The 23,703-nt window shown below is 65.1% G+C and carries 22 protein-coding genes; 11 read left to right on the plus strand and 11 right to left on the minus strand.

All coding sequences use genetic code 11. The annotated features are described in order from the left end of the window. Positions 1-3: 3 nt before the first annotated feature. Positions 4-780: an SDR family oxidoreductase gene (locus NLR35_RS25165; RefSeq protein ID WP_257169221.1), complete on the minus strand. Its 777-nt coding sequence runs from the start codon at positions 778-780 to the stop codon at positions 4-6. Between the two features lie 182 nt (positions 781-962). On the opposite strand from NLR35_RS25165, the gene NLR35_RS25170 reads away from it, so the two are divergent. Next, positions 963-2,036 (plus strand): tartrate dehydrogenase, encoded by a 1,074-nt coding sequence (locus NLR35_RS25170; protein ID WP_257169222.1) that lies wholly within the window; start codon positions 963-965, stop codon positions 2,034-2,036. A 343-nt stretch (positions 2,037-2,379) separates the two neighbouring features. On the opposite strand, the gene NLR35_RS25175 is transcribed toward NLR35_RS25170, so the two are convergent. The 3 genes from NLR35_RS25175 to NLR35_RS25185 form a co-directional block, all read right to left on the minus strand. Continuing rightward, positions 2,380-3,291 (minus strand): NAD(P)-dependent oxidoreductase, encoded by a 912-nt coding sequence (locus NLR35_RS25175; RefSeq protein WP_257169223.1) that lies wholly within the window; start codon positions 3,289-3,291, stop codon positions 2,380-2,382. A 225-nt stretch (positions 3,292-3,516) separates the two neighbouring features. After that, positions 3,517-4,767 carry a Zn-dependent hydrolase gene (locus NLR35_RS25180; RefSeq protein ID WP_257169224.1) on the minus strand — a complete coding sequence of 417 codons (1,251 nt, stop codon included), beginning with the start codon at positions 4,765-4,767 and terminating at the stop codon, positions 3,517-3,519. Beyond that, a complete protein-coding gene (locus NLR35_RS25185) occupies positions 4,764-5,726 on the minus strand; it encodes a LysR family transcriptional regulator (protein WP_257169225.1) in 963 nt (320 codons plus the stop codon). The genes NLR35_RS25180 and NLR35_RS25185 overlap by 4 nt, the downstream gene beginning before the upstream one ends. A gap of 113 nt (positions 5,727-5,839) precedes the next feature. Between NLR35_RS25185 and NLR35_RS25190 the strand changes: the two genes are divergently transcribed. From NLR35_RS25190 to NLR35_RS25215, 6 genes are all read left to right on the plus strand, one after another. After that, complete coding sequence (locus NLR35_RS25190; protein ID WP_257169226.1) at positions 5,840-6,658, plus strand: putative hydro-lyase; 819 nt, start codon at positions 5,840-5,842, stop codon at positions 6,656-6,658. A gap of 96 nt (positions 6,659-6,754) precedes the next feature. Beyond that, positions 6,755-7,999 carry an ABC transporter substrate-binding protein gene (locus tag NLR35_RS25195; protein WP_257169227.1) on the plus strand — a complete coding sequence of 415 codons (1,245 nt, stop codon included), beginning with the start codon at positions 6,755-6,757 and terminating at the stop codon, positions 7,997-7,999. Between the two features lie 193 nt (positions 8,000-8,192). Then, positions 8,193-9,071 (plus strand): branched-chain amino acid ABC transporter permease, encoded by an 879-nt coding sequence (locus NLR35_RS25200; RefSeq protein WP_257169228.1) that lies wholly within the window; start codon positions 8,193-8,195, stop codon positions 9,069-9,071. Further along, positions 9,071-10,078, plus strand: a complete 1,008-nt coding sequence (locus tag NLR35_RS25205) for a branched-chain amino acid ABC transporter permease (protein WP_257169229.1) — start codon at positions 9,071-9,073, stop codon at positions 10,076-10,078. Before NLR35_RS25200 ends, NLR35_RS25205 begins: the two co-directional genes overlap by 1 nt. Continuing rightward, positions 10,075-10,806, plus strand: a complete 732-nt coding sequence (locus NLR35_RS25210; RefSeq protein WP_257169230.1) for an ABC transporter ATP-binding protein — start codon at positions 10,075-10,077, stop codon at positions 10,804-10,806. The genes NLR35_RS25205 and NLR35_RS25210 overlap by 4 nt, the downstream gene beginning before the upstream one ends. Continuing rightward, complete coding sequence (locus NLR35_RS25215; RefSeq protein WP_257169231.1) at positions 10,790-11,494, plus strand: ABC transporter ATP-binding protein; 705 nt, start codon at positions 10,790-10,792, stop codon at positions 11,492-11,494. The genes NLR35_RS25210 and NLR35_RS25215 overlap by 17 nt, the downstream gene beginning before the upstream one ends. Positions 11,495-11,715: 221 nt before the next feature. On the opposite strand, the gene NLR35_RS25220 is transcribed toward NLR35_RS25215, so the two are convergent. The 7 genes from NLR35_RS25220 to NLR35_RS25250 form a co-directional block, all read right to left on the minus strand. Further along, a complete protein-coding gene (locus NLR35_RS25220) occupies positions 11,716-12,003 on the minus strand; it encodes a GIY-YIG nuclease family protein (RefSeq protein WP_257169232.1) in 288 nt (95 codons plus the stop codon). Positions 12,004-12,224: 221 nt separating this feature from the next. Next, a complete protein-coding gene (locus NLR35_RS25225; protein WP_257169233.1) occupies positions 12,225-13,127 on the minus strand; it encodes an ABC transporter permease in 903 nt (300 codons plus the stop codon). A 3-nt stretch (positions 13,128-13,130) separates the two neighbouring features. Next, the gene (locus NLR35_RS25230) at positions 13,131-14,066 is read right to left on the minus strand and encodes an ABC transporter permease (RefSeq protein ID WP_257169234.1); all 936 of its coding nucleotides are present in this window, start codon (positions 14,064-14,066) and stop codon (positions 13,131-13,133) included. An 89-nt stretch (positions 14,067-14,155) separates the two neighbouring features. Next, positions 14,156-15,445: a PotD/PotF family extracellular solute-binding protein gene (locus NLR35_RS25235; RefSeq protein WP_257169235.1), complete on the minus strand. Its 1,290-nt coding sequence runs from the start codon at positions 15,443-15,445 to the stop codon at positions 14,156-14,158. 39 nt (positions 15,446-15,484) lie between these two features. Beyond that, positions 15,485-16,519, minus strand: coding sequence for an ABC transporter ATP-binding protein (locus tag NLR35_RS25240; protein ID WP_257169236.1), 1,035 nt, complete (start codon positions 16,517-16,519; stop codon positions 15,485-15,487). A 611-nt stretch (positions 16,520-17,130) separates the two neighbouring features. Continuing rightward, complete coding sequence (locus NLR35_RS25245; protein ID WP_257169237.1) at positions 17,131-17,343, minus strand: hypothetical protein; 213 nt, start codon at positions 17,341-17,343, stop codon at positions 17,131-17,133. Between the two features lie 22 nt (positions 17,344-17,365). Then, positions 17,366-18,028 (minus strand): aldolase, encoded by a 663-nt coding sequence (locus NLR35_RS25250; RefSeq protein WP_257169238.1) that lies wholly within the window; start codon positions 18,026-18,028, stop codon positions 17,366-17,368. Between the two features lie 120 nt (positions 18,029-18,148). Between NLR35_RS25250 and ltnD the strand changes: the two genes are divergently transcribed. From ltnD to NLR35_RS25270, 4 genes are all read left to right on the plus strand, one after another. Beyond that, on the plus strand, positions 18,149-19,060 hold the full coding sequence (gene ltnD, locus NLR35_RS25255) for an L-threonate dehydrogenase (protein ID WP_257169239.1): 912 nt from the start codon (positions 18,149-18,151) through the stop codon (positions 19,058-19,060). A 35-nt stretch (positions 19,061-19,095) separates the two neighbouring features. Next, on the plus strand, positions 19,096-19,878 hold the full coding sequence (gene otnI, locus NLR35_RS25260) for a 2-oxo-tetronate isomerase (RefSeq protein WP_257169240.1): 783 nt from the start codon (positions 19,096-19,098) through the stop codon (positions 19,876-19,878). Beyond that, positions 19,875-21,152, plus strand: a complete 1,278-nt coding sequence (otnK, locus tag NLR35_RS25265) for a 3-oxo-tetronate kinase (protein ID WP_257169241.1) — start codon at positions 19,875-19,877, stop codon at positions 21,150-21,152. Before otnI ends, otnK begins: the two co-directional genes overlap by 4 nt. Positions 21,153-21,413: 261 nt before the next feature. Further along, positions 21,414-23,441 carry a methyl-accepting chemotaxis protein gene (locus tag NLR35_RS25270; protein WP_257169242.1) on the plus strand — a complete coding sequence of 676 codons (2,028 nt, stop codon included), beginning with the start codon at positions 21,414-21,416 and terminating at the stop codon, positions 23,439-23,441. Positions 23,442-23,703: the final 262 nt, after the last annotated feature.

Here is a 23,703-nt window from a genome sequence, read left to right on the forward strand (position 1 = left end):
CGGTCAACCCCACCCTGCGCTGATGCCGCCATCGACGGTATAGATCACGCCCGACGTATAGCCGGCGCGGTCGGACGCCAGGAACGCCATCAGGTCGGCAATTTCGCGCGGATGCGCCGGGCGGCCGAGCGGCAGGCCTTTCTGGAATTCCGTGTAGCGGCTCTCGTCGCCGAACTGCTGCTTGGCGCGGGTCTTGAGCAGGGTGACGTGGCGGTCGGTGCCGACGGGCCCGGGATTGATGCCGACGACGCGGATGTTGTCGGCGAGGCTCTTGGAGCCGAGTGCGCGGGTGAAGGCCATCAGCGCGGCATTGCCGGCGCTGCCGCAGATGTAGTTGAAGTCGAACTTCTCGCCGGCGGCGCCGATGTCGTTGATGATGACACCCGCGCCGCGCGCCTTCATCTGGGCGTAGACCAGCCGCGCCAGGTTGATGAAGCCGAACACCTTGAGGTCCCAGGCGTGCCGCCAGGCGGCCTCGTCGATCTTGTCGATCGGGCCGCCCGGAATGTCGCCGGCATTGTTGACGAGGATGTCGATGTCGCTGGCCTCCTGTGCCAGTCGGGTCACGTCCTCGGACTTGCGCAGGTCCACCACATGCGCGGCCGCGTCGATCTGGTGCTTGGACCGGAGTTGCTCGACCAGCGCCGAGAGCCGGTCGGCGCTGCGCGCCGCGAGCCGGACATGGCAGCCTTCCTCGGCAAACGCCTCGGCGGCTGCGGCGCCGATTCCCTTGGAGGCGCCGGTGATGAGAACGCGCTTGCCGCGCAGATGAAGGTCCATGGCAACTCTCGCTGAATGGGAGGAGACCGGATTGTCTTATGCGATTGTCCTGCGCGATTGTCTTGCGCGTCAGCCATGCGGTCAATCCCGCACCGCAGCGTTGCGCTTGACCGTGGTTTGGTCCATTCAGGCGATCGACGATTTCGGCCGGGACAACCGGCGACACTATGAGGATCCGCTCGATGAGCAAGAAGCCCTATCGCATCGCAGTCATTCCCGGCGACGGCATCGGCAAGGAGGTCATGCCCGAGGGCATTCGCGTGATCGAGCAGGCAGCCAAGAAGCATGGCGTCGCCGTGCAGTTCGATCATTTCGACTTCTCGAGCTACGACTATTACGAGAAGCACGGCCAGATGATGCCGGACGACTGGAAGACGCAGATCGGCAGCCATGACGCGATCTATTTCGGCGCGGTCGGCTGGCCGGCCAAGATCGCCGACCACGTCTCGCTGTGGGGGTCGCTGATCAAGTTCCGCCGCGAGTTCGATCAGTATGTGAACCTGCGGCCTGTCCGCCTGATGCCGGGCGTGCCGTGCCCGCTGGCGAACCGCAAGCCGGGCGACATCGATTTCTGGGTGGTGCGCGAGAACACCGAAGGCGAGTATTCTTCCGTCGGCGGCCGCATGTTCCCGGACACCGATCGCGAGTTCGTCACGCAACAGACAGTGATGACCCGCACCGGCGTCGACCGCATCCTGAAGTTTGCGTTCGAGCTGGCGCAGTCACGGCCGAAGAAGCATCTGACGTCGGCGACCAAGTCGAACGGCATCTCGATCACGATGCCGTATTGGGACGAGCGGGTCGAGGCGATGGCCAAGACCTATCCGGGCGTGAAATGGGACAAGTACCACATCGACATCCTCACCGCGAATTTCGTGCTGCATCCCGACTGGTTTGACGTCGTCGTCGGCTCCAATCTGTTCGGTGACATCTTGTCGGATCTGGGACCTGCCTGCACCGGCACCATCGGCATCGCGCCGTCGGGCAACATCAATCCGGAGCGTAATTTTCCGTCGGTGTTCGAGCCGGTGCACGGCTCGGCGCCCGACATCGCGGGGCAGGGGATCGCCAACCCGATCGGCATGATCTGGTCGGGCGCGATGATGCTGGAGCATCTCGGCGAGAAGCAGGCGGCGCAGGCGATCGTCGGCGCCATCGAGCGGACGCTGGCGGAGCGGACGCTGCGCACGCGCGATCTCGGCGGCAATGCTGATACGGTCGCGTGCGGCAAGGCGGTCGCGGAGATGGTGGATTAGTCGCTGCTGTTTGTTGTCGCCCCGGCCGGGAGCTGACGACACCAGTACGTAGGGCGGGTTAGCGCAGCGTAACCCGCCGGCTTCTTCATCGCTACGGGATGGCGGATTACGCTGCGCTAATCCGCCCTACGCGTCTGCCTCCGTCTGCTCTCGATAGATCGCGCGGTATGGGTCCCGGCGTCGCGTGCGCAATTGCGCACTAGGCCGGGACGACAATGGTGGTTGCGGCCACAACTCGGGCAACACCGTCATTGCGAGGAGCGCAGCGACGAAGCAATCCAGGGTCGTCGCGGGACTCTGGATTGCTTCACTTCGCTCGCAATGACGGAGGAGAGGGCGCGGACTACTCGTTCGCCTCGCGCCGGCAGTGCTCCCATGCGGCGTGGATCAGGTTCTCGCTCGCTTCCGGCGTCCGGAACGCCGAATGGGCCGACAGCGTCACGTTCGGAATCGTCGTCAGCACGTGACCGGCCGGCAGCGGCTCGGTGTTGAAGACGTCGAGGCCGGCGTGGCGGATGTGGCCGGAGCGGAGCGCGTCGATCATGGCTGTTTCGTCGACGATGGCGGCGCGGGCGGTGTTGACGAAGATCACGCCTTTGCGCATCTGCGCGATGCGCTCGCGCGAGAGGAAGCCGCGGGTCTCGTCATTGAGCAGGAGATGCAGCGACACGACGTGGCTGGTCGCCAGCAACTGATCGAGCGACACGAACTCCACACCCGGATGGCTCTTCGGCGAGCGGTTCCAGGCGATCACCTTCATGCCGCTGCCGGACGCAATGCGCGCGACCTCGGCGGCGATGCCGCCGAAGCCGATCAGGCCGAGCGTCTTGCCGGTGAGCTGCATGCCGTCATCGCGGAGCCAGTTGCCGGCGCGCATCTCGCGGTCCATCTGGGCGATGCCGCGGGCCGAGGCCCACATCAGCGCGATGGCGGCTTCGGCAACGGCCGTGTCGCCGTAACCCTTGATCAGGTGCACGGTGATGCCGAGCTCGGCGAGCTCGTCGGGGTTCATGTAGCTGCGGGCGCCGGTGCCGAGGAAGACGACGTGCTTGAGGTTCTTGCACTGCTTGGCGACGTCGGTGGGGAGCGCGGTGTGATCGACCACGCCGATCTCGGCGCCGTCGAGAATGGTCGGCCAGTCCTCCGGCTTGATGTCGGGGTCGAGATGTACGTGCATCTCGGGATCGCCGGATTGGCGCTGCCGCTCGAAGATCTCGGCAAGCGACGAGTTGGCGTCGATGAAAACTCCGCGCACGGGGTGGTCTCCTTTACAAAGGATGCGAAGTGGCTGCGCAGACTTAGGTGCGCTCCCTCCCCCCTTGCGGGGGAGGGTCGGGGAGGGGGGACCCAGGAAAGACTTCCTGTGTGGACCCCCACCCCCAACCCCTCCCCGCAAGGGGGAGGGGAGCTCAGTGTGCCCGCGCGATTCAGGGCTGTGATTGATAACTGATAGTTCTGTGGAGCTGATTGAATCAGCCTATCACGACGCCACGCCGGCCAGCGACAGCACGGTGTGCAGCAGCACGTTCGCGCCCGCCGCACAGTCGGACTGAGTGGCGTCCTCCAGTTCGTTGTGGCTGATGCCGTCCTTGCAGGGGACGAACACCATAGCCGCGGGCATGATGGTATTGAGGTTGCAGGCGTCGTGGCCGGCGCCGGAGGTGATGCGCCGGTGCGAATAGCCGAGCGTGCCGGCGGCGCGTTCGACGGCGTCGACCAGCTTGGGATCGAAATGCGTCGGCGGCTTGCGCCAGACCTGGTCGATCGCGATCTCGACCCGGCGCTTCTTGGAAATCTCGCCGGCCGCCGCGCGCAGGCTGGCGTCGAGCGCCTCCAGCGTATCGGCATTGGCGCTTCGGCAGTCGATGGTGAAGGCGATTTCGCCGGGGATGACGTTGCGCGAGGGATTGGCGATCACGGCCTCGCCGATGGTGGCGACCGCGTTCGGCCCGAGCTTGAGCGCGATCTGCTCCAGGGTCAGCGCGAACTCCGACAGTGTCAGCAGCGCGTCGCGGCGCAGCGGCATTGGCGTCGAGCCGGCGTGGCTCTCGAAGCCCGTGATCTTGCCGTCGTACCAGAACACGCCCTGGCCGTGATCGACCACGCCGATAGTCTTGTTCTCGGCCTCCAGGATCGGACCCTGCTCGATATGCAATTCGACGAAGCCCGAAAATTTCTGCGTGCCGACCTTGGTCTCGCCGCGATAGCCGATGCTATCAAGCGCCTGGCCCACGGTGGTGCCTTCGGCGTCCTTGCGCGACAAAATGTCCTCGACTGTGAAGTCGCCGACATAGGCGGCGGAGGCCATCATCGCCGGCGCGAAGCGCGAGCCTTCCTCGTTGGTCCAGTTGACGATGCACAGCGGCGCGTCAGTCTCGATGCCGGCGTCGTTGAGGGTGCGGATCACTTCCAGCGCGCCGAGCGTGCCGAGAATGCCGTCGAACTTGCCGCCGGTCGGCTGGGTGTCGAGATGCGAGCCGAGCCCGACCGGGGCCTTCGCCATGTCACGCCCCTTGCGCAGGGCGAACATCGAGCCGAGGGTGTCGACATGCACTTCAAGCCCGGCATCCTCGCAGGCCTTGCGGAACCAGTCGCGGACCTGCTTATCCTCCTGGCTGAGGGTCAGCCGGCGCACGCCGCCCTTCGGGGTGCCGCCGAACTTGGCGGTCTCGTGGATGCTGTCCCAGAGGCGGGCGGAATCGATCTGCAGATTGGTGACGGCGCGGCTCATGCTTGAAATCCCTGTACTCCGGCATCCTGTCCATCGCGCGCCGCGACGGCGGCGTCAACCGACGCAGAGGGATGGCTGGCCGTCTGCGCCGTCCTCGCTGCAAGCTCGGCGACGCGTTCGATCGCGACCATCTCGGGCGACGACAGCCAGCTCGCCGTGAAGGTCAGCGGCGGAATCCGCAAATCCGTCTTGAGCTCCTGCAGTCGTCCGCGCTCGATTTCGTGCGCCACGATCGCGGCGGGAATCACGGCGACGCCGAGGCCCTCGACCGCCATGTGGATCACCGTCGCCAGCGAGGCGCTGGCGTGCAGGCGCATCGGTGGCAAATGCGGGCGATTGAACAGCGAGCGCACATTGTCATAGGGCTGGGTGTTGCGTGGGAAGGTGATAATCGGGAAGCGAGCCATCTGCTCGGCGGTGACCACGCCGGTGCCGAAGCCGAGGGCAGGGCTCGCGAGGAAGCTGATCGGATAGTCGCACAGCACCCGGCTGCGGATGCCCGACTCGGACGGCGCGCCCAATGCGAAAGCGAGCTCGATCTCCTGCGCCAGCAGGCGCGCGTGCAGGTTCGGCGTGACGTCGACCTCGATCTCCAGTGACAAATTCGGATAGCTCTCGTTGACGCTCTTGATCAGCCGCGGCAGCCAGTCGTGCACGATGGTCTCGGCGACGCCAAGCCGGAGCACGCCGCGCATCGCCGAGCGGTCGCCGACCTCGGCCATCATTTCCGCGCGCAGGCCGATCAGCTTCTCGGCATAGACCAGCATCTGTCGTCCGACGGCGGTCGGCGAGGCCACGCGGTGGTCGCGGTTGAGCAGCTTGACGCCAAGCTCGCGCTCGAGCTGGGCGATGCGCTGGGAGATCGCGGGCTGGGTGGTATTGAGGCGCTGCGCCGCGCCGCGGAAGCTGCCGAGCTTGACCACCCAGAGAAACGTCTCGATGGAACGGAAATCCAACATCAGGCCCGCCTTGGATCAATTTGTTTTATCGATCCTGATTAAAAACGAAGATTAGACTTTATAGCATGGCTGATGTTGAGTGAGTTTGTCGAGATATTAGGCAAATGGCTCAAATGACTGTTTTTGCGGCATTGCAGCAATCGACCGATAAAGCGGGCCTTCTGCCCAGCCACCAAGCCCGCCTGGACTATCGCACCGGCAAGGGCTGGAGCACGGCCGGCGTCGCCAACGGCTTCGTCCAGGGCAATCTCGCCATCATCCCGGAGCAGTACGCCGGCGCCTTCCACCGCTTCTGCCAGCTCAATCCAAAGCCGTGCCCGATCATCGGCATGTCCGATCCGGGCAATCCTCATATTCCGGCACTCGGCGCCGATCTGGACATCCGCACCGACGTGCCGCGCTACCGCGTGTGGCGCGACGGCGAGGTGGTCGAAGAACCGACCGATCTGATGGCGCATTGGCGCGACGATCTCGTCACCTTCGTGCTCGGCTGCTCGTTCTCGTTCGAGGAAGCGCTGATGGCCGACGGGCTGCCGATCCGGCATATCGAGCAGGGCTGCCGCGTGCCGATGTACCGCACCAACATCGCCTGCACGCCGTCAGGGCCGTTCGCCGGTCCCATGGTGGTGTCGATGCGCCCGTTCAAGCCGGCGCAGGCGATCCGCGCGGTGCAGATCACGACGCGCTTTCCCGCCGTGCACGGCGCACCCGTGCATCTCGGTCTTCCCGACCAGATCGGCATCGCCGATATCAACAAGCCTGACTACGGTGACCCGGTGCCGGTCGGCGCAGATGAAATTCCCGTTTTCTGGGCCTGCGGGGTGACGCCGCAGGCGGTCATCGCAGCCGCCAGGCTGCCCTTCGCCATCACGCATGCGCCGGGACTGATGCTGATCACCGATCTCAAGAACAAGGATCTCGCCGTCCTCTAATCAGGCCGCCCTTAATCAGGCAGTCCTGCTGCTTATTGAGCCTTTACCGCCGACCTCAACCGCTTCATCGATGCGCTTTCATCAGAGGATCTTGCCATGACCATCACGCGCCGTAACGTCCTGCTTGGAGCCACCGCTGCCGCCGCGCTCGGGCCGATTGCCGCCCGCGCCCAGACGTCGGAAGTGAAGATCGGCGTCATCTATCCGTTCTCCGGCGCCAGCGCGCAGATCGGCGTCGACGCCCAGCGCGCGTTCGAGACCGCGGCGGAAATCATCAACGGCAAGTATGACTACGACCTGCCGCTCGCCCGCACCGAAGGCCTGCCGGGCCTCGGCGGCGCCAAGATCAAGCTGGTGTTCGCCGACCACCAGGCCGATCCGCAGAAGGGCCGTGCCGAGACCGAGCGCCTGATCACCCAGGAGAAGGTCGCAGCCGTCATCGGCTCCTATCAGAGCGCCGTCGCGGTGACCGCGAGCCAGATCTGCGAGCGCTACCAGATCCCGTATCTCTCCGCCGACAACTCCTCGCCCAGCCTGCATCGCCGCGGCCTGAAGTATTATTTCCGCGCCGCCCCGCATGACGAGATGTTCTCGCAGGCGATGTTCGACTTCTTCGACGCGATGAAGAAGAAGGGCACCAAGATCGAGACGCTCGCGCTGTTCCACGAGGACACCATCTTCGGTACCGATTCGAGCAACGCCCAGCTCAAGCTCGCCCAGGAGCGCGGCTACAAGATCGTCGCCGACATCAAGTACCGCGCCAATTCGCCGTCGCTGTCGGCCGAGGTGCAGCAGCTGAAGGCTGCGAATGCCGACGTGCTGATGCCGTCGAGCTACACCACCGACGGCATCCTGCTGGTCAAGACCATGGCCGAGCTCGGCTACAAGCCGAACGCGATCGTCGCCCAGGACGCGGGCTTCTCGGAGAAGGCGCTGTATGACGCGGTCGGCGACAAGCTCGAAGGCGTGATCTCGCGCGGCTCATTCTCGCTCGATCTCGCCGCCAAGCGGCCGATGGTCGGCAAGATCAACGACATGTTCAAGGCGAAGTCGGGCAAGGACTTCAACGACTACTCGTCGCGCCAGTTCATGGGCCTGATCGTGATGGCGGATGCCATCAACCGCGCCAAGTCCACCGACGGCGAGAAGATCCGCGATGCGCTGGCCGCCACCGACATGCCTGGCGACCAGACGATCATGCCGTGGAAGCGGGTTAAGTTCGACGAGAACGGCCAGAACAACGACGCCGATCCGGTGCTGCTGCAATATGTCGGCGGCAAGTTCGTCACGATCTTCCCGACCCAGGCCGCGGTCGCCGAAGCCAGCTGGCCGATGAAGTAAGTACCTCGGGCGTCGTCCCGGGCAAGCAGTCACGCGCATCAGCGCGTGGCTGCGCCGACCCGGGACCCATATTCCGAGGCCGTGGTTGGACGATGATCGGCTGTCGTCGTGCCCCACACAAACAGTCGTGGTTATGGGTCCTGGCTTTCGCCAGGACGACACCCAGTGTCACATCGAGAGTGGGGCAAGATCTGTGACGGCAGAAACAATCATCCAAAGCTTGGCCAGCGGCCTGTTGATGGGGCTGCTCTACGGCCTGATCGCCGTGGGGCTGGCGCTCATCTTCGGCCTGATGGACGTCGTGAACTTCGCGCATGGCGAGTTCCTGATGATCGCGATGTACGCGACCTTCTTCCTGTTTGCGTTCTTCGCGCTCGATCCGTTGTTGGCGGCGCCGCTGGTCGCGGCCGCGCTGTTCATCTTTGGCGCGGTGGTCTATCTCTTGATCGTGAGATTTGCGGTCAGGGCCAAGGCCAATACAGGCATGGTGCAGATCTTCTCGACTTTCGGCTTGGCCGTGCTGATGCGCGGCGTCGCGCAGTATTTTTTCACGCCTGACTATCGCAGCATTCCGCACTCCTATTTGGGCGGCAAGACGATCTCGATCGCCGGCATCTACCTTCCGCAGCCGCAGCTGGTAGGCGCTCTCATCGCGATCGCGGCCTTTGCGGGGCTGTATTTCTTCATCCACCGCACCGATTTCGGCCGCGCTCTGGAGGCGACGCGTGAGGACGCCGGCGCGGTGGCGCTGGTCGGCATCGACAAGAACAAGGTGTTCGCGCTCGGCTGGGGCCTGGGCGCGGCGCTGGTCGGGCTAGCTGGCGCGGTCATGGCGATCTTCTTCTACGTCTTCCCGGATGTCGGCGCCTCGTTTGCGACAATCGCCTATGTCACGGTGGCGCTCGGCGGCTTCGGCAGCGTGTTCGGCGCCTTTGCCGGCGGCATCGTGGTCGGCCTCGTCGAGGCCATGACCACCTTGATCCTGCCGCCGTCGCTCAAGACCGTCGGCATTTACGGCGTCTATCTCCTCATCGTCTTCATCCGCCCGCGCGGCCTGTTCGGATCGATCTGATGGACAAGGCATTCATTCAACGTCGCCGGCGCGACCTGATCGTCGCGGCATGCCTGGCGCTGCTCGCGACTCAGGTGCCGCGCTACGTCACCGATGTGTACATCCAGAACATGATGATCATGACCCTGATGTATGCAGCGCTGTCGCAAAGCTGGAACATCCTGTCCGGCTATTGCGGCCAGATCTCGCTTGGGCACGCGCTGTACTTCGGGCTCGGCGCTTACGTCACTGCGATTCTATACACCAAGTTCGGGATGCTGCCCTGGTTCGGCATGTGCGCCGGGGGGCTGCTGTCGGCGGTGATCGCGATGGCGCTCGGCTATCCCTGCTTCCGACTGGGCGGACACTATTTCGTCATTGCAACCATCGTGATCGCCGAGATTGCGCTCGTGCTGTTCCAGAACTGGGAATGGGCGGGAGCCGCGCTCGGCATCACGATCCCGCTGTCGAAGCAGGATAGCTGGCTTACCCTTCAATTTGCCAAGGACAAGCTGCCTTACTTCTACTTCGCGCTCGCTCTGGCCTGCGTCGCCTGGTTCGTGACCTGGTGGCTGGAGGATTCCAAGTGGGGCTATTGGTGGCGGGCCGTGAAGGACAATCCGGTCGCTGCCGAGAGCCTGGGCGTTGTCGTGTTCAATTCCAAGATGGGCGCGGCGGCTGTGTCGGCGTTTCTTGTTGCGGTCGGCGGCGGCTTCTATGCGATGTACGTCACCTACATCGATCCCGAGAGCGTGATGGGCTTCCAGTTCTCGCTGCTGATGGCGCTGCCTGCCGTGCTCGGCGGCATCGGCACCCTGTGGGGCCCGATGCTCGGCGCCGTCATCCTGATCCCGCTCACCGAATTGACCCGCTCCTATATCGGCGGCTCCGGCCGTGGGGTCGACCTGATCGTCTATGGCGGCCTGATCATCGCAATCTCGCTGGCGCGGCCGCAAGGGCTGGTCAGCCTGTTCTCCCGCAAGCGGAAGCCGGCAGCGCAGCCGGTGCGAGAGGCGGTGGCGTCATGACCGCGCTATTGGAAACCCGTAACATCACCCAGCGATTCTCGGGCCTGACGGCGAACTCCGACGTCTCGATCTCGGTCGGGCGCGGCGAGATCGTCGGCCTGATCGGGCCGAACGGCGCCGGCAAGTCGACCCTGTTCAACCTGATCGCCGGCGCGTTCAAGCCGACCGAGGGCACGATCCTGTTCGACGGCGAGGACGTCACCGCGTTGCCGGCCGCCGAGCGCTGCCAGCGCGGCATCGGCCGCACCTTCCAGGTCGTCAAGAGCTTCGAGAGCATGACGGTGATCGAGAACGTCATCGTCGGCGCGCTGGTGCGCACCACTAACATGCGCGACGCGCGCCGCAAGGCGCATGAGGTGCTGGCATTCTGCGGCCTCGATGCGCGGGCCGACGTGCTCGCCAGCGACCTCGTGCCGTCGGAGAAGCGGCGGCTGGAAGTCGCACGCGCGCTCGCGACCGAGCCGAAGTTGCTGCTGCTCGACGAGGTGCTGACCGGTCTGACGCCGGTCGAGTCGCAGAAGGGCGTCGAACTCGTGCGTCGCGTGCGCGACACCGGCATCACCGTGCTGATGGTCGAGCATGTCATGGAGATCGTGATGCCGCTGGTCGACCGCGCCATCGTGCTCGACCTCGGCAAGGTGCTGATCGAAGGTAGCCCCAAGGACGTCGTCCGCGATCCCAAAGTCATTTCCGCCTATCTTGGAGACCGCCATGCTGTCGGTGCGTGACGTCACCACCGCCTATCAGGGCCTGGTTGCGATCTCGAATGTCTCGATCGACGTCGAGAAGGGCGAGATCGTCTGCGTCGCCGGCGCCAATGGCGCGGGCAAGTCGACCTTGTTGAAATCGATCGCCGGCGCCGAGCGGCCGCGCGCGGGCAGCGTCACCTTCGACGGCAACCGCATCGACGGCATGGCGCAGCATCTGATCACGGCCAAGGGCATCGCCTATGTGCCCGAGAACCGGCGGCTGTTTCCGCGATTGTCGGTGCGCGACAACTTACGACTCGGCAGCTATCTCTACCGCAGCGAAGCCAATCGCGAGGAACCGCTCGACTTCGTGTTCACGCTGTTTCCGCGGCTGTCGGAGCGGCTCGAGCAGCGCGCCGAGACGTTGTCCGGCGGCGAGCAGCAGATGCTGGCGATCGGCCGCGCGCTGATGACCCGGCCGCGGCTGCTGATGCTGGACGAGCCGTCGCAGGGCATCATGCCGAAACTGGTCGACGAGATCTTCCAGGCGGTGAAACGCATCCGCGACGCCGGCATGACCGTGCTCATCGTCGAGCAGCGCATGGCCGAATGTCTGGAGATCGCGGACCGGGCCTACATCCTGCAGACAGGGCGCGTGCTGATGCAGGGCACGGCAGCCGAGATCAGCGGCAACAAGGATGTGCGGAAGGCGTATCTGGGACTTTGAGGCGATACGTTCAGTTGCCTGCTTCGCGTCGCACTCCGCTGTCAGTCCTGCCATCATCGCGAGCGAATACGCAATCCGGAGTCTTTTCTGTAGCCCCTGGATCGCGTCGCTGCGCTCGCGATGACGGAGTTTGTGGGGACGGCGGTGCCCACCACAACCGTCATTGCGAGCGGAGCGAAGCAATCCAGGGGCCGCTTGATCGGTTTGAGTTGGGATTCGACTCAGATCAGTGTCTCGTAGAGATCGAGCCATTGCGGGTTGAGCGCTTCGACCAGCAACAGCTTCTTCTTGCGGCTACCGGACTTGACCTGCTTCTCGCGTTCGATCGCGGCGATCATCGTTTCGTGCGGCTCGTACCACACCAGCATCTTGCAGCCGTAGATCTTGGTGAAGCCGGGAACGAGGCCTTCGCGATGCTGGTAGGCCCGGTTCGGCAGATCGCTCGTCACGCCCACGTAGAGCGTACCGTTCCGGCCGCTCGCCATGATGTACACGAAAGGCTGTTTCATGGGCGCCCCCAACTCATCAAGCGGAGCGACGCAGGATCACTTAGAGTCTTTGCTGCCGCCCCTGGATCGCTTCGCTGCGCTCGCGATGACGGAGTATGCGATCTGCGGTGCCCGCCACAACCGTCATTGCGAGCGTAGCGAAGCAATCCAGGGGCTCAGGCAAGGGTCTCCTTGGTGAGGATGTCGAACGGCGCAGGGATCGAGCGATCAGCCTTCCTGCCTCACACCATTCCCTTGCCGGCGTCCGAGCCCTGACGGCGTTGGCGGGCCTGCAGCACCAAAATCACCGACAGCGCCGCGAAGATCACCACGAACGACACCGCCGAGGTCAGCGTGCCCAGAGCGTAGATGTCGGGCTTGGTCACCGTTGTGGTCAGCCCCTGCAATTCCAGCGGCAAGGTGTTGACCGAGCCGATCGCCTGGCTCGACCGTGCCAGTTCGTCCCAGGACAAAGTGAAGCCGAACAGGCCGATGCCGACGACCGAGGGCAGGATGATCGGAAGCACGACGTGGCGGAAGGTCTGCCAGGGCGTGGCGCCGAGGTCGCGGGCGGCTTCTTCGAGGCGGCCGTCGAAGCGGTTGAAGATTGCGAACATGATCAGGAGGCCGAACGGCAAGGTCCAGGTGAGATGTGCACCTAGGCCCGAGGTGAACAGGCCCATCGCGGTGGTGTAGCCGTCGGCGAGCCAGCCCAGGCCATAGTCGGCGGCGTGCTTGTTGACGAAATCGTCGACCAGGCGGAATTCCAGCGCGATGCCGAGCGAGGTGATGATCGAGGGCATGATCAGGCTGGCGATGGCGGTGTAGAACAGGATCGAGGCGCCGCGGAACGGTTTGCGGAACGCCATGCCTGCGGCGACCGACAGCACGACGGTGATGACCATCACCACGAGGCCAAGCGCCAGCGAACGCTTGAAGGCGGCGCCGATGTCGACGATGCCACCGCCCGAAAACACCTTGCCGAACCAGGTCAGCGACACGCCATTCATCGGGAAGGTGAGGCCGCCGTCCGGCCCCTGGAACGACAGGATGTAGATCGCGATCATCGGGCCGTACAGGAAAAGCACATAGGCCGTGAAGAACAGTGCGAGAATGTAGAAGGAGCGGGGGCGCTTGTCTCCCATCTCTCAGAGCTCCTTGCGCACGTCGACGATCCGCGTCAGCGCGGAAATGATCAGGACGGTGATGCCGAGCAGGATCACGGCATTCGCTGCTGCGGCGGGGAATTGCAGCGCCGACAGCCTCGCCTCGATGATCTTGCCGGCCGAGGCGATCTGCTGGCCGCCCATCACGCCGATGGTGACGAAGTCGCCCATCACGATGGTGATGACGAAGATCGAGCCGATCACGATGCCGGGCTTCGCCAAGGGGATGATGATGTTGACCAGCGTCTGCCAGCCCGACGCGCCGGCGTCATAGGCGGCCTCGATCAGGCGCTTGTCGATGCGGATCATCGAATTGAAGATCGGCACCACCATGAAGAAGGTGAACAGGTGCACGAGCGCCAGCACCACGGAGAATTCGGAGAACAGCAGCCATTCGACCGGCTTGTTGATGACGCCGACCCCGATCAGGCCCTGGTTGACGAGGCCGTTGCGGCCGAGCAGGGGGATCCAGGCGATCATGCGGATCACGTTGGAGGTCCAGAACGGGATCGTGCACAGCAAGGACAGCACGATCTGCCAGGTCTTGCTGCGGACGTGGAAGGCGAGGAAATAGGCGACCCAGAAGCCGATCATCAGGGTCAGGCCCCAGGTCAGCAGGCACAGCTTCAAGGTCTTCAGATAGGTCTTCAGGATGGTGCACAGCTCGGGCAAATTGGCGACGCAGCCCTCGAACGTGTCGGTATAGCCGCGGAAGCTGAGCGCCGGGATCATTTCATATTCGTTGTAGTCCCAGACGCTGACGACGACGACCAGCACGAGCGGCAACAGGAAGAACAGCGCGAACACCAGCATCATCGGCCCGGCCTGCAGCCAGGCGATCGAGCGCATGGTGAGCTTGCGGAAGGTGCTCTCCGCAGGCGCTGCGGTGTCGGGCGAGGTGTCGATCGTCACGGCCACGGGTGTACCTGTCGTCGGGGCGCAAAGAGGCGGCTGAGAAGATCTGCCGCGCCCACGACGTCGCGGGCGCGGCAGCATTGGCGGTCACATCAGGCGGCGATGAACTCGTTCCACTTGCGGACCATGTAGTCGTTCTCGTCCATGACGGCGTTCCAGCACACCACGCCGCCCATGCGGTCGTCATAGGAGCCGCCGTCGCGCACCGCGCCGGCCTTCTCCATCAGGGTGCCGTCCGGCGCCTTGATGTCGCTCTTCGCCGGCTTGCCTTCCATCCAGTAGCCCCACTCGTCCTCGGTCATGTTGGCCTTGGCGGTGGAGAGCACGGCCGAGTAGTAGCCCTGACGGTTGAGATAGGCGCCGGCCCAGCCGGACAGGTACCAGTTGACGAACTCATAGGCCCAGTCGAGCTTCGGTCCGCCGGCCACCGCCTTGGAGACGCAGAAGCCCGAGGCCCAGGAGCGATAGCCTTCCTTCAGCGGCTGGAAGGTGCAGGCGATGCCCATCGAGCGCACCTTGGTGACGGCCGGCGACCACATCGACTGGATCACGGTCTCGCCCGAGGCCATCAGGTTGACCGACTCGTTGAAGTCCTTCCAGAAGGCGCGGAACTGGCCGGCCTTCTTGGCTTCGGTCAGCACCTTCATGGTGAGGTCGATCTCGGCCTTGGTCATGTTGCCCTTGTCGGCATATTTGTATTGGCCGGTTGCCTCGACGACGAGGGCGGCGTCCATGATGCCGATCGAGGGGATGTTGAGGATCGAGGCCTTGCCCTTGAACTCGGGGTTGAGCAGCTCGGCCCAGGAATTGATCGGACGCTTGATCAGGTCGGGACGGATGCCGAGCGTATCGGCGTTGTAGACGGTCGGGATCAGCGTGACCCATTCGGTCGGGGTGGCCGAGAAGGTCTTGGAGTTCGGGCCGTCGAGATACAGCACCTTCCACGGCGCCGTGCCCTGGCCGCCGATCTTCTTGCCGTTCGGCAGCTCACCCTTGGTGAACACCGGCGTGATGTTGTCGAATTCCTTGATCTTGCGCGCATCGAGCGGGAAGATGTTACCCGACGGCACCAGCTTCTTCAGCGAGAAATACTCGGTGTCGAGCACGTCGAACGAGTTCGGCTGGGTGATGACGCGCTTGGTGACGTCGTCGGTCGTCGCGGTGATGTATTCGATCTTGATGCCGGTGTCGGCGAGGCACTTCTTCGAGATCTCATCGCCCTCGTTCACGGCGGTGCCGAGATAGCGCAGCACCTTCGGATCGGCGGCGTGGACGTAGGGCGCGCTGAGCAGCGTGCCGGTGCCGGCGAGGCCCGCGATGCCGGCCGCGCCCTTGAGCAGCGAACGGCGGCTGACGGAGGTTGTTTTCGATCGATCGGTCATGATCACTCCTTGAGGAAAGATAAGGACAAGCAAACGAAATCAGGCGACCAGCTCTGCAGCCGGCGCGGCTGAAGCAGGACGCGGCGTGAGGGCATCGGCAAGCGCCGGATTCCAGGTGACGGTGACGCGCTCACCGATCACGTGGGTCTCCGCATCGAATTGGTCGTCGCTGAGCTGGGCCGAGATTTCCGGGCCGCCATCGGTCGCGACCGCGACCAGCACATACGTGCCCTGATATTCGATCTTGCTGATCATGCCGGCCACCGCGGGACCGTCGACAGTCGCATTGGGCGCCTTCAGCTGGATGCGGTCGACGCGCACGGCGAAGGTCTCGCCCTTCAGCGGGATCACGTTGTGGCCGCCGATGAAGCGAGCGGCGAACTCGGTGCGGGGATGGTTGAAGATCTCGCGCGGGCTGCCCTGCTGCTCGATGCGGCCGCCATTCATCAGCACCACGAGGTCGGACAGCGCCATCGCCTCGTCCTGGCCGTGGGTGACGTGGATGAAGGTAAGGCCAAGCTCGCGCTGCAGCCGCTTCAGCTCGGCGCGCATGCGCAGGCGCAGGAACGGATCCAGCGCCGACAGCGGTTCGTCGAGCAAGAGAATCTGCGGCGAGGTGATCAGCGCGCGCGCCAGCGCCACGCGCTGCTGCTGGCCGCCGGAGAGCTGCGCGGGGAGGCGGCCGGCATAGCTCTGCATGTCCACGAGATCGAGCAGCTCGCGCGCGCGGCCGTGGCGCTCGGTCTTGGACACGCCCTTCATCTTCAGCGCGAAGGCGACGTTGTCGATCACCGAGAGATGCGGAAACAGCGCGTAGGACTGGAACATCATCGCGGTGCCGCGGCCCGCCGGCGGCAGCTCGGTGACGTTCTTGGCGCCGACGATGATGTCGCCCGATGTCGCCGATTCATGACCGGCGATCATGCGCAAGGTGGAGGTCTTGCCGCAGCCGGAGGGGCCGAGCAGGCAGCAATAAGAGCCGGCGGGAATCCGCAGGTCGATCGCGTCGACGGCGGTGACGTGACCGTACATCTTCGTCACCTTCACCAATTCCAAGCTTGCGCCCGACGCCATCCGCCCTCCATTTCGACTGTCGTCAACGAGAACCGGGCATGAGTCATCCTTCGCATGGTCGGGCGCCCGGCTCCCGACCTGCGTGGTGTCTGCAACGGATATGCCAATGGCTGGCCGCCGACTGGCCCTGTGCATAAGGAGCGCGCGCTCCAGGCGACGCGTATGCAATCGGCAGGCGCGAGCCGTCAGCATCGGCGCCAGCCGGGCTCATCCCGGGCGATAAGCCGGGAAAACAGCGGCAACCACGGCGTTGTGGAGGCACTTTGCCTGTTCCTGTCTGTGCATCAGGCGTGTGGAACGGAACCCGCTGCAATCGATGGTAGCGCCCCCGGGCGCGATGATGTCTCAGGCCGGGCCGCGTCTGCCTATCGATCGAGCGGCCGCTGATTGCCTGCGCAGCCGAATTCTGCCTGAATAGTAGGCATCAAAGCTGATCGGAGGCAAGGCGGACTGACGGGTGACATCGCAGCACAACCGCCATCTGGTCTCGGTGATGAGTGGATGGGGCCGGTCGGCCGCTCTGCGCGGCCGTTGCCCTTTCTTCCAAAGGAGGGTGACAGCGGGGCTGACCTCCACGCTACGCGCTGCGGACGCGCGGCAGGCTGCGTTGGCTAGCGCAATCGCGTGTGCAATTTGGCCACGGAGGCGGCCATCAACATGCGCTCCGCGATGCCGCGCAACTCGGCGACCCCGATCCGGTCGGACTCGGCGAAGATCTCATAGGAGTCGGTCGCTATCGGAAACCAGCGATAGAAGCGGGCCTCCTCGAACAGCACGCGGGCCGCGGCTTCGATCTCGGCGGGCGAAGGTGCAGGGTACTGCATGCGCGTCGACCGCCCGGTTCGATCAGTGATGATCGTGGTGATCGGGCAGGGTGAGGCCGAACACCTTGACGAGGTCGGCGACCTGCTGCGGCGACAGATAGCGGGGATTGAGCCCGCGCAGCAGCAGATAGAGTTTGGCCGTTTCCTCCAGCTCCTCCATCGCGAACACGGCGGCCTCCAGCGTGTCGCCGGACACGACGGGGCCGTGGTTGGCGAGCAGCACCGAGGCATATTTGCCGGCGAGACCCTTGATGGCATCGGCCACGGCGGGATCGCCGGGGCGATGATAGGGCACCAGCGCGGTCTGACCGCAGCGCATCAAATAATAAGGTGTCAGCGGCGGCAGCGCCATCAGCGGGTCGATCTCCGGCAGCATCGAGAGCGCGACCGAATGCGTGGAGTGCAGATGCACCACCGCGCGCGCCGCATCGCGGGTCTGGTACAGGGCCGTGTGCAGCGGCACCTCCTTGGTCGGCGCATCGCCCGAGACCAGCTTGCCTGAGGTATCGAGACGCGACAGCTTGGCAGGATCGAGAAAGCCGAGCGAGGCATTGGTCGGCGTCACCAGCCAGCCGCCATCGTCGAGTCGCACGCTGATGTTGCCGGACGAGCCCGGCGTCAGCCCGCGCTCGAACAGCGAGCGGCCGAACCGGCAGATGGCCTCACGAATCGCAGTCTCCGCCACAGATATTTCCTCGTTCTTTTGCTGCTTTGTCTCACGCTTTGGCAGCGCGGCCAAGCCGTGTTACCCAGGGATGAGCCGGGTCAACCGGACAGGTCGGGAAACGCTTCGAGGATTTGCTGCATGTCGTCATCGCAATTGAACGTCGCCGTGATCGGGCTCGGCTCCATGGGTTACGGCATGGCGACCTCGCTCAAGCGAGCCGGCTTCGCGGTGACCGGCTGCGATGTCTCGGCGGACGCGGTGGCGCGGTTCGTCGCCGATGGCGGCAAGGGCGCCAAGAGCCCGGCCGAGGCGGCCGCTGGCGCCGACATCGTGGTCAGCGTCGTCGTCAATGCGGCGCAGACCGAAGCCGTTCTGTTCGGTCCCGGCGGTGCGGCCGAGACGATGCCGAAGGACGCCGTCTTCGTCTCCTCCGCGACCATGGACCCGGACGTCGCGCGTCGGCTCGCCAAGCAGCTCGAGGCGACCGGCCGGCACTATCTCGACGCGCCGATCTCCGGCGGTGCGCAGCGCGCGGCGCAGGGCGAGCTGACCATCCTGGCCTCAGGCAGCGCGGCGGCGTTCGCCAAGGCGCGTCCGGCGCTCGATGCGATGGCCGCCAAGCTCTATGAGCTCGGCGATGCCGCAGGGCAGGGCGCTGCGTTCAAGATGATCAACCAGCTGCTCGCGGGCGTGCACATCGCCGCGGCCAGCGAGGCGATCGCCTTCGCCGCCAAGCAGGGGCTCGACATCCGCAAGGTCTACGAGGTGATCACCGCCTCGGCCGGCAATTCCTGGATGTTCGAGAACCGCATGCCGCATGTGCTCGACGGCGATTACACGCCGCGCAGCGCGGTCGAGATCTTCGTCAAGGACCTCGGCATCATCCAGGACATGGCGCGCAATCACCGCTTCCCGGTGCCGGTCTCGGCTGCGGCGCTGCAGATGTTTCTGATGACGGCGGCCGCCGGCATGGGCCGCGACGACGACGCCTCGGTCGCGCGGATGTACGCGCAGGTCACCGGCACGACGCTGCCGGGCTCTTCGAAGTAACATCTGCAAATAACAAGACGACGAGTCTCCCAGCCATGCCCAAATTCGCCGCCAATCTCTCGATGATGTTCACCGAGCATCCGTTCCTCGATCGCTTCGCGGCCGCCGCCAAGGCCGGCTTCACCGCGGTCGAATTCCTGTTTCCCTATGATCATCCGGTCGAGGAGGTCGGCAGGCGGCTGCACGGCAACGGCCTGACGCAGGCGCTGTTCAACCTGCCGCCCGGCAATTGGGATGCGGGCGAGAAGGGCTTTGCGGCGCTGCCCGCGCGCTTCGACGATCTCAAGGCGAGCCTCGAGACGGCGCTGCCTTACGCGAAGGCCACCGGCGTGAAGCGGCTGCATCTGATGGCGGGGATCGCCGATCGGCATGATGCGAAGGCGGTGGAGGCCTATTACAAGTCGGTCGCCTGGGCCGCCGAGTTCTTCGCGCCCCACGGGCTCGATGTGGTGATCGAGCCGATCAATTCGCGCAACGTGCCCGGCTACTTCCTCAACGATTTCGGCTTTGCCCGCGACCTGATCCGCGAGCTGAAGATCCCTAATTTGAAGCTGCAGTTCGACATCTATCACTGCCAGATCATCCATGGCGACGTCACGATGCGGCTGCGCGAGATGATGGACATCATTGGCCACGTCCAGATCGCCAGCATTCCGTCGCGCAACGAGCCCGATCTGGAGGAACTGAACACTCCGTTCCTGTTCGCCGAACTCGACCGGCTCGGCTATGCCGGCTTCGTCGGCTGCGAGTACAATCCGCGCGGTCGCACCGAGGATGGGCTCGGCTGGTTCGCGCCCTACAAGGGAGTGAAGCCGTGACCTTGAAGCTCGGCTGCATCGCCGACGACTACACCGGCGCCTCCGACCTCGCCAACACGCTGACCCGCGCCGGCCTGCGCACGGTGCAGACCATCGGCGTGCCGGCCTCCGATCTCGTATTGCCCGAGGTCGACGCCGTCGTGGTGTCGCTGAAGAGCCGCTCGATCGAGGCCTCGCAGGCGATCGCCCGCTCGCGCGAGGCGGACACCTGGCTGCGTGCCCGCGGCGCGCGCCATGTCCTTTTCAAGATCTGCTCGACCTTCGATTCCACCGACGCCGGCAATATCGGTCCGGTGATGGATGCGCTGTCCGGCGATGCCGGCGACGACATCGTGCTGGTGACGCCGGCCTTCCCGGAGACCAGGCGCACCGTCTACCAGGGCAATCTGTTCGTCGGCGCGGTGCCGCTGAACGAGAGCCCGCTCAAGGATCATCCGCTCAATCCGATGCACGATGCCAATCTGGTGCGCGTGCTCGGAAGACAGAGCCGCCGCAAGATCGGCCTCGTCGACCTCGCCACGGTGGTGCACGGGCCCGAGGCGATCAGCCATCGGCTGCAGGAGCTGTCGGGCCAGGGCGTCGGCGCTGCCATCGTCGATGCCGTGTTCGATGCCGATTTGACTGCGATCGGCGCGGCCGCCTTGAAGCACAAGGTCTCGGTCGGCGCGTCCGGCATCGGGCTCGGGCTGGCGCGGGCGCTGGTTGCGGCCGGCCATGTGCATTCCCACGGCTTCGTCCATCATCATGACGCGCCGGTCGGTGGCATGGCGGCGTGCCTGGCCGGCAGCTGCTCGCAGGCGACGTTGCAGCAGATCGCGCAGGCCGAGACGCTGATGCCGGTGCTGCATCTCGACGCCGCGGGTTTGGTCGCGGGTCCGGACGAGGCGCAGCGGGCGCTTGCCTGGGCGCGCGAGCGCATCGGCAAGGGTCCGGTGCTGATCGCCTCCAGCGCGACGCCGGATCAGGTCGGTGCGCTGCAGGCCAGGCATGGCCGCGAGGCTGCGGGACACGCCATCGAGCAGGCGATGGCCGATCTGGCGGAGGGATTGATCAACGCCGGCGTGCGGCGACTGATTGTCGCGGGCGGCGAGACCTCGGGTGCCGTGGTCGACCGGCTGAGGATCCCGGGCTTCCTGGTCGGGCCGGAGATCGCGGCCGGCGTGCCGGTGCTGCGTGCGATCGGCGCTGACGCGGGCGAGATGCTGCTGGCGCTGAAGTCCGGCAATTTCGGCGGCCCGCAGTTCTTTGCCGACGCGCTGGAGCTGATGCGCTAGCCCGCATCGACGGCGATGAGCGCGACGTTCCGGATTTCGGAACGCCCCCGGTGTGGGGCGAGATCGTCTGCATAGTTTGTGAGCCCTGAGGCGGCGCGACCGCGCGTCGTGCCGCCATAAGCATCGGGACGCACATAGAAAATGCAGAAGTTTTTCGCGTGTAATGCACGATGACTCCCGTAAATTAACGGTCTCTATGGACCTCACCTCTATACCTCCTACACGGACCGTCGCGTGGCGCGTTCTTCTGTGGGTAGGGCAATGAAACTGAATCGGATCGGCTACAAACTCGGGCTCGCTGGCGCCATCGGCGCATCTCTCGCGGTCGGCATGATCGCCAACCAGATGATGGCCGAGAAAGCGGTCAACCAGGCCAACCAGCAGGCCGAGCGCGCGCGGCGGGTGGTCGAGAGCGTGTTGTCGGCCAGTATCAACATGCAGCAGACCCAGCTCGGCGGCCGCTCGGCGCGGCTGGCGCGGGCGCAGGCCGAGGCGGAGAAGGCGGCTGCCGACATTCAGCAGTTCTCGACCGCGATGGTCACCGATATCGACGCGGCGCTCGGCAATGTGTCGACAGCGGAGAACCGCACCCGGCTGACCCGGATCAAGGAGCTGATGACGAGCTATGCCGCCGGAGCGGTCGATCTCGCCGAGGCGCAAAAAGCTCTGTTGATCCAGATCGACAAGCGCAGCGCGGTCTCCAACGAATGGAGCAACGGTCTGAAGGCGCTGCTGGCCTCACCGGCGCTGCCGAACCTGGCGTTCCGCGAACGCGTCGAGCGTCAGCTTCAAACGGCCGATGCCAAGCTGAACTACATGCGCGCCCAGGCGTGGCGTTTCGGCATGACCGGCGATGCCGCGACGATCAAGACGGTCAAGCAGACGATCCCGGGCCTGAAGAGCTCGCTGACCGATGCGCGCATGCTGGCTGACGATCGCGAGGTCCAGGCGACGATCACCAAGCTGAATGGGATCGCCTCGGACTTCGTCGCTGCGAACGACGAGGTGGTGAAGATCGAGGGGATCAAGGAGGCCGTGCTGCGCGACCGCACCCTGATCTATCTCGGCGAGGCCGGCGAGCTGATGAATGCGGCGATCCAGGACGCGCGCGCGCGCAACGCCAGCGCCCGGTTCGATGCCGACCAGGTGGCCGCGCGAGCGAGCTACATCACGCTGTTCGTCGGACTTGCCGTTCTGCTGTCGGTGATCGGCTCGGTCGTGTTCTCGTTCCTCGGAATCGCGCGGCCGTTGACGCGGCTCAACGCGGCGCTCGGCGAGATGGCGCGCGGCCGTCTCGACATCGTCATTCCCGGCGCGTCGCGCGGAGACGAGATCGGCGATCTCGCCAAGACCGTCACGGTTATCCAGAGCAATGCCGAGGAGAAGGCGCGCGCCGAGGCCGGCGAGAAGAGCGCGCAGGACGCGATCGCGGCACGTCAGCGCAGGGCCGACATGCAGCGGCTCGCCGAGCAGTTCGAGACAGCCGTCGGCGAGATCGTCAACACCGTGTCGTCGGCCTCGAGCCAGCTCGAGCAGTCCGCCACCACCCTGACCGAGGCCGCGTCGCGGTCTCAGGGACTGACGACGGCGGTGGCCGCGGCGTCCGAGGAAGCCACCACCAACGTGCAGTCGGTGGCGTCCGCGACCGAGCAGATGGCCTCGTCGGTGACCGAGATCAGCCGCCAGGTGCAGGAATCCGCGCGCATCGCCAATGATGCCGTCGGCCAGGCCCGCACCACCACCGGCCGCGTCAGCGAGCTATCGAAGGCCGCGACGCGCATCGGCGACGTCGTCGAGCTGATCAACACCATTGCCGGGCAGACCAACCTCTTGGCGCTGAACGCCACCATCGAGGCGGCGCGCGCGGGCGACGCCGGCCGCGGCTTCGCGGTCGTCGCCTCCGAGGTCAAGGCGCTGGCGGAGCAGACGGCGAAGGCGACCGGCGAGATCGGCCAGCAGATCTCGAGCATCCAGGCCGCGACGCAGGAATCGGTCACCGCGATCAAGGAGATCTCCTCGACGATCGAGAAGCTGTCGGAAATCTCCTCGACCATCGCCGCGGCGGTGGAAGAGCAAGGCGCGGCGACGCAGGAAATCTCCCGCAACGTACAGCAGGCCGCGCATGGCACGCAGCAGGTCTCGGCCAACATCACCGAGGTCGAGCGCGGCGCGGCCGAGACCGGCTCGGCGTCATCCCAGGTGCTGTCGGCGGCGCAGGCTCTGTCGGGCGACAGCAGCCGGCTGAAGCAGGAGGTCGCGAGCTTCCTGTCATCGGTGCGCGCGGCGTAGCCGCGATTGCGCTAGCCGAACGACAAGTCACGATCTTAAGAAAGGCCGGGGCGGCGCCGCTCCGGCCTTTTCCTTTTGCGTGCTACGCGCCTCCAAGCGCCCGTAGTTCTACGTCTTTCGCGTCAATGTGCCGCAGCTTGATCAGCTCGTTCCCGTAAACGTCCGGCCCGGCCCGTTAAGGTTTCACCTACAGGCGAGTTCCAATTTGCATTTCTCGAATTGTGCATATTGGCGCGGCGTTTCCCAACGAGGGGATTTGGCA

Origin of the sequence: Bradyrhizobium sp. SRS-191, from assembly GCF_024586915.1 — a bacterium.
GTDB lineage: Bacteria > Pseudomonadota > Alphaproteobacteria > Rhizobiales > Xanthobacteraceae > Bradyrhizobium.

Coding starts and splice junctions, on each gene's coding strand:
- NLR35_RS25270 (WP_257169242.1), top strand. CDS start 21,414: ATGAAACTGAATCGGATCGGCTACAAACTCGGGCTCGCTGGCGCCATC.
- NLR35_RS25165 (WP_257169221.1), bottom strand. CDS start 780: ATGGACCTTCATCTGCGCGGCAAGCGCGTTCTCATCACCGGCGCCTCC.
- otnI (WP_257169240.1), top strand. CDS start 19,096: ATGCCCAAATTCGCCGCCAATCTCTCGATGATGTTCACCGAGCATCCG.
- NLR35_RS25210 (WP_257169230.1), top strand. CDS start 10,075: ATGACCGCGCTATTGGAAACCCGTAACATCACCCAGCGATTCTCGGGC.
- NLR35_RS25185 (WP_257169225.1), bottom strand. CDS start 5,726: ATGTTGGATTTCCGTTCCATCGAGACGTTTCTCTGGGTGGTCAAGCTC.
- NLR35_RS25220 (WP_257169232.1), bottom strand. CDS start 12,003: ATGAAACAGCCTTTCGTGTACATCATGGCGAGCGGCCGGAACGGTACG.
- NLR35_RS25195 (WP_257169227.1), top strand. CDS start 6,755: ATGACCATCACGCGCCGTAACGTCCTGCTTGGAGCCACCGCTGCCGCC.
- NLR35_RS25235 (WP_257169235.1), bottom strand. CDS start 15,445: ATGACCGATCGATCGAAAACAACCTCCGTCAGCCGCCGTTCGCTGCTC.
- NLR35_RS25205 (WP_257169229.1), top strand. CDS start 9,071: ATGGACAAGGCATTCATTCAACGTCGCCGGCGCGACCTGATCGTCGCG.
- NLR35_RS25180 (WP_257169224.1), bottom strand. CDS start 4,767: ATGAGCCGCGCCGTCACCAATCTGCAGATCGATTCCGCCCGCCTCTGG.
- NLR35_RS25190 (WP_257169226.1), top strand. CDS start 5,840: ATGACTGTTTTTGCGGCATTGCAGCAATCGACCGATAAAGCGGGCCTT.
- NLR35_RS25245 (WP_257169237.1), bottom strand. CDS start 17,343: ATGCAGTACCCTGCACCTTCGCCCGCCGAGATCGAAGCCGCGGCCCGC.
- NLR35_RS25225 (WP_257169233.1), bottom strand. CDS start 13,127: ATGGGAGACAAGCGCCCCCGCTCCTTCTACATTCTCGCACTGTTCTTC.
- NLR35_RS25240 (WP_257169236.1), bottom strand. CDS start 16,519: ATGGCGTCGGGCGCAAGCTTGGAATTGGTGAAGGTGACGAAGATGTAC.
- NLR35_RS25215 (WP_257169231.1), top strand. CDS start 10,790: ATGCTGTCGGTGCGTGACGTCACCACCGCCTATCAGGGCCTGGTTGCG.
- NLR35_RS25170 (WP_257169222.1), top strand. CDS start 963: ATGAGCAAGAAGCCCTATCGCATCGCAGTCATTCCCGGCGACGGCATC.
- ltnD (WP_257169239.1), top strand. CDS start 18,149: ATGTCGTCATCGCAATTGAACGTCGCCGTGATCGGGCTCGGCTCCATG.